General features: G+C 64.9%; 4 protein-coding genes and 1 pseudogene. 3 read left to right on the top strand and 2 right to left on the bottom strand.

What is annotated here, in order from left to right:
• Positions 1–1,000, bottom strand: a 1,000-nt coding sequence (locus AB4Y32_RS32375) for a DNA-binding protein (RefSeq protein ID WP_368725220.1), incomplete at its 3' end; no start/stop codon positions are given.
• Between the two features lie 161 nt (positions 1,001–1,161).
• Here AB4Y32_RS32375 and AB4Y32_RS32370 point away from each other — a divergent pair.
• From AB4Y32_RS32370 to AB4Y32_RS32360, 3 genes are all read left to right on the top strand, one after another.
• The gene (locus tag AB4Y32_RS32370) at positions 1,162–2,400 is read left to right on the top strand and encodes a tyrosine-type recombinase/integrase (protein ID WP_368725219.1); all 1,239 of its coding nucleotides are present in this window, start codon (positions 1,162–1,164) and stop codon (positions 2,398–2,400) included.
• 506 nt (positions 2,401–2,906) lie between these two features.
• On the top strand, positions 2,907–6,356 hold the full coding sequence (locus tag AB4Y32_RS32365; protein WP_368725218.1) for an adenylate/guanylate cyclase domain-containing protein: 3,450 nt from the start codon (positions 2,907–2,909) through the stop codon (positions 6,354–6,356).
• Positions 6,343–6,498: a hypothetical protein gene (locus AB4Y32_RS32360; RefSeq protein ID WP_407670889.1), complete on the top strand. Its 156-nt coding sequence runs from the start codon at positions 6,343–6,345 to the stop codon at positions 6,496–6,498. Before AB4Y32_RS32365 ends, AB4Y32_RS32360 begins: the two co-directional genes overlap by 14 nt.
• Before the next feature lie 946 nt (positions 6,499–7,444).
• Here AB4Y32_RS32360 and AB4Y32_RS32355 read toward each other — a convergent pair.
• Positions 7,445–8,170: pseudogene (locus tag AB4Y32_RS32355) on the bottom strand (MFS transporter); the annotation flags it as partial.
• Positions 8,171–8,447 lie beyond the last annotated feature (277 nt).

Genomic DNA, 8,447 nt, shown 5'->3' with positions numbered 1-8,447 from the left:
GGGCGGGGGGTGGCGCCCCGGGCCGCGCGGGGGTGGACCCGGCTGGTGCGCCGTGGGCCCGGCCCGGCCGGGCCGGCCCGGCCTCGCGCGTGTCCGCCTGGCGCACGGCTGCCAGCTGCTGCTGCAGCGTCACGTTCGTCGCCTGCACGGCCTCCAGGCGCCCCTGCAGCACGCCCGCCTGATGACGCGCGTCACCGAGCTGCGCCTGCTGCGTCTCGACGGCGCGGCGATGCTCCGCGTCGCGCCGGTCGGCGCGCCGGTTCGCCTCATCAAGTTCCTTCTGCAGCTTCGCGGCCGCGCTCCGTTCGCGGTCGATCTCAAGCAGTGCGCGTTTCTCCGTGGCCCGCAGGCGCTCTTCGGCGCGCTCCGCCGTCTCGCGCAGTTTCTCCAGATCGCGCGAGAAGCCGTCGCGCACCTGCGCCAGTTCGCGGTCGCGCGCTGTCGCCTCGGCCTTCAGCCGCGTGATGTCGGCTTCCATCGCATGGCGCGCCGCGTGCCCCTCGGCCTGCGCCTTCTCGAGTGCGCGGACCTCGACCTGGGCGGCCAGCAGCGCCGCGGTGCGCTGCTCGAGTGCCGTTTCGGTGCGTTCGAGCTCGGCGCGTGCCGCGGCGACGCGCTGATCCGCTTCTGCCCGATGACTCTCGACTTCCGCGCGCAGCGCGTCGAGCTCTGCCTGCGCCGACGCGGCCGCGCGCGTCCACAGCGTCGCGACCAGCTCCCCGGCCGCGTCACGCAGATCGGTGGGCAGGTCCGGGTGTTCGATGCGCACGCGGCTCTTTTCGCGCAGTTCGGCCCAGAACTCGCCGAGCACCGCCGCGGGCGTGCCCATGCTGCCGCGTCTGACGAGCTGGTACAGGCGGTTGGCGGTGGGCGTCTGCCCGAAGCGGAAGAACAAGAGCGCACAGACCTCGCGGTACAGCTCGCGGGTTTTCGGAAAGGCGGCCTTCAGGCGGTCGATCTCGGCCGCGAGGCGGGCCTCATCGGAAAGAACGTCGGTCATCGGACGGGAAACCGAGAACGGGTAGCCAATAATACAACGTAAAACGCCCATTTCTTTACTGAATTTTCGTGCTACACGACATTACGCCTATAATGTCGGGTAATTTGGCATAGAATGCAGTCATCGCCGTTCGTTTCATGAATCCCCTCCGGAGCCGCCCGATGCCGCCCGCCCTCCCTGCCCCTCCTGCTGTTGCGCCCGTGGAGACGCTGGTGTTGCCGGCCACCCTCGATGGCCGCGCCGGCAGCAACCGCGCCGACGTCGCGCACTGCCAGCTGGCCGCCCGCCACGACCTCGACGCGGTGCGCGCGTGGCTGGCCAACTACGCGATCACGAAAACGACCTTCGACAGCTACCGCAAGGAAGCCGAACGGCTGCTGTTGTGGGCCGTCGTGCAGCTCGGCAAGCCGCTGTCGTCGCTCACGCACGAGGACCTGCTCGCGTTTCGCGCCTTCCTCGCCGATCCGCAGCCCGCGTCCCGCTGGGTCTCGACCGGCCGCGGTAAATATCCGCGGCGCGACGCGCGCTGGCGGCCGTTCAACGGTCCGCTGGCGCCGCATAGCCAGCGGCAGGCACTGGTCATCCTGAACACGATGTTCATCTGGCTGGTCGACGCGGGTTATCTGCGCGGCAACCCGCTGGCGCTGCTGCGCCAGCGCACGACGCGGCCGGCGCCGCGTGTCACGCGCTATCTGTGCGTCTCGCTGTGGGACGACGTCAAGGCGTTCGTCGCGCAACTGCCGCAGGCGACGGAGACGCAGCGCGCCTGGGCTGCGCGCAGCCGGTGGCTGATGACCCTCTTCTACCTGCAGGGGCTGCGCATTTCCGAGGTGGCCGGCGGCCGGATGGGCGACCTCTTCCGGCGAATCAGCGCCGACGGGCACGAGCAGTGGTGGCTGCAGACGCTCGGCAAGGGCGGCAAGCTGCGTACGGTGCCCGTGTCCGGTGAGCTTTTGCAGGAGCTGCGCCGCTACCGGCTCGCGCACGGCCTGAGCGCCCTGCCCGCGCGCGCCGACGACCTGCCGCTGCTGCTGCCGTTCCGGGGGCCGCCCCGCGCGCTGTCCCGGTCCGCCGTGCACGACGCGATCAAGGCGATCTTTGCGGACGCTGCGGCCTGGCTCCGGTCGCGCGGGCCGGCCTTCGCCGATCGCGCCGATGAACTCGGACGCGCGTCGGCGCACTGGCTGCGGCACACGGCGGGCTCCCACCAGGCCGACGGCGGCGTCGACCTGCGCACCGTGCGCGACAATCTCGGCCACGCATCGCTGAACACGACGAGCCTCTACCTCCACGCGGAAGACGACGCCCGTCACGCCGCAACGGTCGAGCGTCACCGGATGAACTGGGCGCGGGCGACGGAACGTGGGACGCCCGACGACCGCGATCCGCCCGACAGATAGACCGGCCGCGCCATCGGGTCTATTTGCGACGCCGATGTCTTGCCTGCCGTCCACGCCCGGCGCCGGGCCGATCGCCGATCCGCCGCCACCTGGACACGGCACGTGTTGAGGCGCACGTCGCAACGGGCATTTTCGGCCACCCAGTCCTTAAAAGGGGATGCGCTGCCCGCGGGAAGAGCTGACGACGGTGCGCGACAACCTGCACCGTGCCTCAATCGCGACGGTTGCCAAGGCAGAGAGATGAGGTCAAAGGGCTTGCCAGATGGATCGGGCTTTCACCGCACGGTAGCCCGCTGGATTCCCCCGCAGTTGTCGCAGTTCGACCCTCAACAGCCAACTCCAAAGTCCTTCGGACGTCCCTCTCCGTGACACGCGATCGACCGTGCGAGACGTCTCGCGGCCACCAAATCCCCATCTAACCGCCAACGGCTCCTGTACACCGAAGAACTTCCCTCGGGGTAGGGCGCATAATGTTCAAACGGCCCCGTAGCAAGGGAAATGCTGTTATGCACTGCGCAAACTGCGGATACGACAACCTCGCCGGAGCCAAATTCTGCGAAGTGTGTGGAGCAATTCTGCCGCGCACATGTCCTCGCTGTGGGCACGAAGCGACGCCTTCCGCCAGATTCTGCAATGAGTGTGGCTGTCCCCTGACCGAGGCGCCTGCCGCGTCTACTCCGCGTCCGCGGCCTGTTCCAGGACCATCCCCAGCGCCGGTTCATTACACGCCACACCACCTTGCCCAGCGCATCCTCGCCGAGCAGGCGGCCATGGAAGCGAGAGGCGAGACGGCCGGTGAACGCAAGACCGTTACGGCGCTATTCGCCGACATGGCCGGTTCCACCGCGTTGATCCACGACCTAGACCCGGAAGAGGCCCATCGACTGATCGAGCCTGTCATCGCGCTGATGATGGAGGCCGTGCACTACTACGAGGGCTACGTGGCCAAATTGCTGGGCGACGGCATCCTCGCCCTGTTCGGCGCGCCCATCGCGCACGAAGACCATCCGCAGCGCGCGCTCTTCGCGGCGCTGCGCATGCAGCAGGCGATGCGCAGCCACGGCGATCGCATTCGCCTTGAGAAAGCCATTCCGCTGCAGATCCGCGTTGGCGTCCACACCGGGGAGGTCGTGGTGCGCTCGATCCGCACGGACGACTTGCACACCGACTACGATCCGGTCGGACACACGATTCACATTGCGTCCAGGATGGAAGGGATCGCCACGCCCTCGTCAATCCTCGTGAGCGAGGCGACCCACAAGCTGGCCGAAGGTTATTTCGAGTTCAGGGCCCTGGGGGCCACCCAGGTCAAAGGCATTCCCGAACCACTCCCGGTGTATGAGGTGCTGGGTCTTGGCGCGCTGCGCACGCGGCTGCAACTGGCGGCGCACCGTGGTCTCGCAAGGTTCGTAGGCCGCGAGGCCGAACTGGAGCACCTGAACCGGGCGCTGGATGAGGTCAGGACAGGACAAGGGCAGGTGGTTGCAGTGGTCGGCGAGGCCGGAGTCGGGAAATCGCGGCTGTTCCATGAATTCAAGGAGCGCTCCCGGCGCGGCTGTCTGGTGCTGGAGACGTTTTCGGTATCACATGGCAAGGCTTTTGCCAATTTGCCGCTCATCGAGCTGTTGAAGAACTATTGCCAGATCACCGCCCAGGACGACGAGCGACGTTGCCGGGAAAGGGTCATTGGCAAGGTGCTGACGCTCGAGCGCAGCTTCGGGGATCTCGTGCCTTACCTGCTCCATCTGCTGGGTGTTGGCGAAGCCGGTTCGGCGCTGGCAGAGATGGATTCCCGGATCCGGCGGGACCGCACCTTCGACGCGATCACGCAACTGCTGACGCGCGAGAGCCGCGATCAGCCCATCGAATTGCTCTTCGAGGACCTGCAATGGCTGGACCGCGAGACGGAAGCCTTCCTCGCATACCTGATCGAACACGTGCCAGGCGCCCGGATCCTGCTACTCCTGAACTACCGGCCCGAGTATCAGCCCGGCTGGCAGCACGCGGATCACTGCAGCTCGTTGCGACTCGAACCGCTGGGCCCGGCCGAAGCCCAGGGACTGCTCACGGCGCTGCTCGGGGACGACCTCTCTCTCGTGCCCCTCAGGCAGCTCATCCTGGAAAAGACGGAGGGCAACCCGTTCTTCATGGAGGAAGTGGTCCAGACGCTGGCCGAGGAAAAATCGCTGCTTGGCGATCCTGGCCGTTACCGGATCGAGCAGACCCCGGCGTCGCTGCATATTCCCACTACCGTTCAGGGCGTGCTCGCCGCCCGTATCGACCGGCTCCCTGTCGCGGAGAAGGAGTTGCTGCAGACGCTCGCCGTCATCGGCAAGGAATTCCCGTTCAGCCTGATCCAGCGCATCTGCGCTGCCCCCGTTGCGCACACGGATGACGATCTGCGCCAGCTTCTTGCCCACCTGGAAGCCGCGGAGTTCATTTTCGAACGGCCCGCGTTTCCGGAGGTCGAGTATTCGTTCAAGCACGCGCTGACCCAGGAAGTCGCCGGCCATTCGCTGCTCACGGAGCGCCGTAGCGCACTGCATGAGCGCACCGCGCAGGCGATCGAGGCGCTCTTCCCGACCCGCATCGCGGATTACTGCAGCGAACTGGCGCATCACTACGGCCTGAGCGGCAATATCCCGAAGGCCGTCGAGTATCTGCATCGTGCCGCGCAACAGGCCCTTCGACATGCGGCCCACCTGGACGCGATGCACCACCTCGGCGTCGCGCTCGAGTTGCTCAAGCGTCTGCCGGACACCCCTGCACGCATGCAGTGGGAACTGACACTGCTGCTTTCGCTGGGTCCGGCCTTGATGGACCTGAGAGGCTATGGCGCGCCGGAGGTGGCGGCGACCTATACCCGCGCGCTGGCGTTGTGCGAGCAGATCGGCGAGACGTCACAGCTTTTCGCGGTGCAACTTGGACTGAGAATCCACTATGTGTCGCGCGCCGAGTATGCCACTGCGCGCGAACTGGCCGAACGGATGCTCCACACGGCGCAGCGCGCCCAGGATCCGGCCTTGCTCGGTTACGCACATGACGCACTCGGTATGTGCCTCCTCCAGGGGGAGCTCGAAGCCGCCCGCACGCACGCGGAACAGGCGCTTGCCCTCTACGACCCCGAGCAGCATCAGGCACATGCCATTGCTCATGCGCTGGATCCCGGCATCTGGGCGTTGAACATCCTGGTTCTGACCTTGTGGCTTCAGGGTTACCCCGATCAGGCGTACAAGCGAAACCTCGAGGCACTTGCCCTCGCACAAAAGCTTGCCTTTGGTCCAACCCTGGCGAACGCGCTGGCTTACGCGGCCGAGTTGCATCAGCTCCGGCGGGAGTCATTGCGGGTCCTCGAGCACGCCGATGCGCTCCTCACGCTCGCGTCCGAGGAGGGGCTGCCATTGTGGGTCGCGTGGGGAACCTATTTTCGGGGCTGGGCCCTGACCGAACTGGAAAGCCTCCAGGCGGGAATCGCCCAGATGCGCGAAGGCCTGGCCGCCGCCCGGGCTGCCGGTTCCGAGGACCATCGATCGTACTTTCTGGCCCTCCTGGCCGACAGCTATCGGTGCGGGGGCAACAGCGAAACTGCCCTCGGCATGCTTGAGGAGGCGATGGCGTTCGTGGACAAAACCGGGGAGCGCTACTACGAGGCGGAGTTGTATCGGCTCCAGGGCAGCATACTGCTCGGTGCAATGGACAAGGATGGTTGCCTGTCCGCGTGCAGCGACGAAGCGGAAACCTGTTTTCGCAAGGCAATGGCGGTGGCGCGCCATCAGGGCGCGAGATCGCTGGAATTGCGCGCGGCGTCAGGTCTGGCCCAGCTGTGGCAGCGCAAGGGCAAAATTGCAGACGCCCGGCAAGCGCTGTCCGAGGTCTACGGCTGGTTTACGGAGGGCTTCGACACCGCTGACCTGCGAGAGGCCAAGGCATTGCTTGGTGCACTTGCCCCGATTTAAGGCCGATGGCGGCGTCGATCTGCGCAACGTCGTGCGCGACAAACTCGGTCACGCGTCGCAGACCACGACGAGCCTCTACCCGCACGTCGACGACGACCGCCGGCACCGCGAGACGGGAGAAAAGCATCGCATTGACTGGTGACGGATGCGATTGCGCCCGCCGCGCCGCCCTCCGACACCCTGAGATAACCGTGCGCCGTGCCGGCGGGCATCGTGGTCACGTCGCACGCGCCTCGTGGTGCCTCCCTCGCTGCTGACGGATTGCTGGCGAAGCCGGCTACGGCTGATAAGGTCACTGACGGTTAGTTGCAGACACGATGGGCAGAAGAACTGGTTTGATTCGCGCATCGCGCAACGACATGCTTCATGTGCACGTGCCTGGACAGCTGTCGCGCGTCGCCGAAGTCCCTTGCTGCGAAGGCCTATATCCTCGTTGGCGCAGACGCGAACGGCTCGATGCCTGTCATGGACGGTGCCGCGGCTTCCCGCCTCGTGCATCAGGACCGTGAGCCTGCCGCCATGCCGATTATGATCAGGCTGTCACCAAAATCACCTTTCCAAGTCAAACGATGATATGCATTCCTTATCATTCTATCGCGACTTCGCTATTCGCTTTATGTCAAATGCATATGGCTAGCCGCTTTTCGCTATCACGGTCCGTTCGCGGTCCGTTCTGTACCCGAAGAAGCGTGAACGCTGCTCCAAGCGGACTGAGAGATCGCCTCTGTCTTGGTAAATTTATCGAGATCACCTTTCCCCTTTTCGCGGCCGATTCCACTTTGCCCGATAGCCACTTAAACGGAAGTGAGGTTGGCCTTCAAAACTGGTATTAATCGCCATCGCGTCCCGGTGCGTACTGCGCTCGCGATTGAGCACGCCACTTCATGTCTTTCATCCAGGCGAAACCATTTTATTGACCTGCCCATCAATGACGGGGTGAACTCAGAGCAACGGCGCCGGTTGCGCGATGCTTGCGCATGCAAGCTATGAGGATTGAAGGCACTGCGATCACGCGGTGCGGAAGGCCGGATTTCTAAACGGCAGGTTGTACGACCTTCGCGCACCTCACTTTCGGTTTGCGCTTCCAATCAACGGCTCGATGAAACGGTCAGCGTTCCCTGCGTTGCGACCATCCTCATTTCCAAGGTCACGCTCGGGCGAATGCGCAGCGCCGCGATGATGCCGACCAGAAGCATGACGACGGAACCCGCGAACGGCAGGGTCCAACTGCCGGTTGTGTCCACCAGCAGGCCGAATATGATTGGCGAGAGAATACCGGCGACAGCAGAGCCTGCGTTCATCATTCCGCTCGCGATACCGGCGTGCTCTGGGGCGATATCACCTGGCACGGCCCAGATCGGCCCGATCGTCAGTTCGAGAAAGAAGAACGAGCCGGACAGGCAAAGGGCCACTCCGAAGCTCGAACGCACGAACAGCAACGGGACAATGAAGACCAGGGCGCCAAGGAAACTTGCAACGATGACCCCCTCGCGGGCGATTGCAAGGCTGCCGGTTCTGCGCAACAGGAAGTCGCTCAGCCCACCCCCAACCGTATCGCCAACCACGCCAGCAAAGAACACACCGGAGGCGAAAAGCGCCGAGGACTTCAGGTCGAGGCTTTGACCGTGAAGGAAGAAGGTCGGTAGCCAGGTGAAGAAGAGCCATGCCGTCCACCCATAGCAGAAGTAAACGAAGATGGTGGGCAACATGCGCATGAACAACGGTCCCCATGGCGTCGGGCCCTTTCGCTGGACGCGCTCGCTAGCCTGCGAGACGGCCTCGTGAGGAAACTCCCGAAAAGCGACGCACCACCACACTGATATGTATGGACCGTGTCAAGTACCAAAGTTGGCTCCCTCCCCGAAGGCTTGACGGGTCAAGGGCGGCGTCAGCCCGGCGTAGCGGACCCTTGACGCGACGTCGGTTTTCCATGCTACGCATTGGGTCGTGAGCGCGGGCACCTGAGTGCTCACGACCATGCGAAACCGGTGCCTTTCCTGGACGGTCATCAACAACAGGATGCTTGGGCCAGGACGAGGCGGTATCCGACGGTTGATCATTCTGATATGCGCGGGTTGGTTACCGCATGAC

Source organism: Paraburkholderia phymatum (assembly GCF_040965635.1).
In the GTDB taxonomy this organism is placed as follows: Bacteria; Pseudomonadota; Gammaproteobacteria; order Burkholderiales; family Burkholderiaceae; genus Paraburkholderia; species Paraburkholderia phymatum_B.
The sequence above is the reverse complement of the archived record's forward strand: the minus strand, read 5'-3'. Positions and strand labels throughout refer to the sequence as shown.

Bases quoted from the DNA above. Each gene is read 5' to 3' on its own strand.
- AB4Y32_RS32370 (WP_368725219.1), top strand. From the start codon at position 1,162: ATGCCGCCCGCCCTCCCTGCCCCTCCTGCTGTTGCGCCCGTGGAGACG.
- AB4Y32_RS32365 (WP_368725218.1), top strand. From the start codon at position 2,907: ATGCACTGCGCAAACTGCGGATACGACAACCTCGCCGGAGCCAAATTC.